This is a genomic window from Micromonospora sp. DT15 (assembly GCF_049841475.1).
In the GTDB taxonomy this organism is placed as follows: Bacteria; Actinomycetota; Actinomycetes; order Mycobacteriales; family Micromonosporaceae; genus Micromonospora.
In genome coordinates, this window is record NZ_JBNCKJ010000027.1 from 1 (window position 1) to 1,471 (window position 1,471).

Consider the following 1,471-nt stretch of genomic DNA (forward strand, 5'->3'; position numbering starts at 1 on the left):
CCCGTTACCTTTTTGATCGTCCCCAGCCGGGGACCCTCGGTCGCTCGGCCCGGTATGACTTCCTGTCCCTGTCGTTCGGATGATCCGGGGGGTGTTGTCGCCGGGTCGGGTGGCGTCGGCGGACCGCTGATAGGGACACGGCCACCCGTGTTCGGGGTAGGTCTCTTCGTAACGTGGCTGCCGGCAGTCCGACGCCTTGACTGCGGCCGAGGCCACGATGCGATGCGTGGAGGCGGGTCTGGTGCACGACGGATATGGCGTCTTCCTGGGTTTGGACGTCGGTAAGGGTGATCACCACGCGGTCGGGTTGGCCCCGGACGGCAAGCGGCTGCACGACGCGCCGTTGCCGAATACCGAGGCCCGGCTGCGGCAGTTGTTCGACAAACTCGCCCGCCATGGCCGGGTCCTGGTGGTGGTCGACCAGCCGGCCTCGATCGGCGCCTTGCCGGTCGCGGTGGCTCGGGCATGCGGGCATCAGGTGGCCTACCTGCCTGGCTTGGCGATGCGCCGGATCGCTGATCTGCATCCCGGCAGCGCAAAGACCGATGCCCGTGATGCCTATGTCATCGCTGACGCGGCCCGCACCCTGCCGCACACGCTGCGGCGGGTCGACACCGGCGACGAGGCTCTGGCCGAGCTGGAAGTCCTGGTCGGCTTCGACGACGACCTCGCCGGCGAAGCCACCCGGGTGTCCAACCGGATTCGGGGCCTGCTGACGCAGATCCATCCCGCCTTAGAACGGGTGCTGGGCCCGAAGGTGCACCACAAAGCCGTGTTGGAACTGCTGTCGCGCTGCGGCGGTCCGATCGGGCTGCGCAAGTCCGGCCGCCGCAAGCTGCTCTCGATCGCCGCAGTGCACGCGCCCCGAATGGGTGAGCGGCTCGTCGAGCAGATCATGACCGCCCTGGACGAGCAGAGCGTCACCGTCCCCGGCACGACAGCGGCGGAAACGATCCTGCCCCGCCTCGCCGACAGCCTCCGCGACGTCCTGCGCCAACGCGACCAGGTCGCCGGCGAGGTCGAGAGGATCCTCGATGCACACCCTCTCGCCTCGGTCCTGACCTCGATGCCCGGCATCGGCGTCAGGACCGCAGCCCGGATCCTGCTCGAAGTCGGCGACGGCAGCAGCTTCGCCACCCCCGGCCACCTCGCCGCCTACGCCGGCCTCGCCCCGGTCACCCGACGATCCGGCAGCAGCATCCGCGGCGAACACCCACCACGAGGCGGCAACAAGAACCTCAAACGCGCGTTCTTCCTCGCCGCGTTCGCAGCCCTCGCCGACCCCGTCAGCCGGGCCTACTACGACCGCAAACGCGCCGAAGGCAAACGCCACAACGCCGCCCTCATCTGCCTCGCCCGCCGCCGCTGCGACGTCCTATTCGCCATGCTCCGCGACAAGATCCCCTACCAACCACGGCCGACAGATCAGGCACCCGTCCCCGCTTGACGAAACCCATAGGGACACCCCCCC

General features: G+C 69.2%; 1 protein-coding gene. It reads left to right on the forward strand.

What is annotated here, in order from left to right:
* Positions 1–217: 217 nt before the first annotated feature.
* Positions 218–1,447 (forward strand): IS110 family transposase, encoded by a 1,230-nt coding sequence (locus ACLQ3F_RS31585; RefSeq protein ID WP_425853355.1) that lies wholly within the window; start codon positions 218–220, stop codon positions 1,445–1,447.
* Positions 1,448–1,471 lie beyond the last annotated feature (24 nt).

What these genes read in the sequence shown, in the direction of transcription:
- ACLQ3F_RS31585 (WP_425853355.1), top strand. Translation starts at nt 218, where the DNA reads ATGCGATGCGTGGAGGCGGGTCTGGTGCACGACGGATATGGCGTCTTC.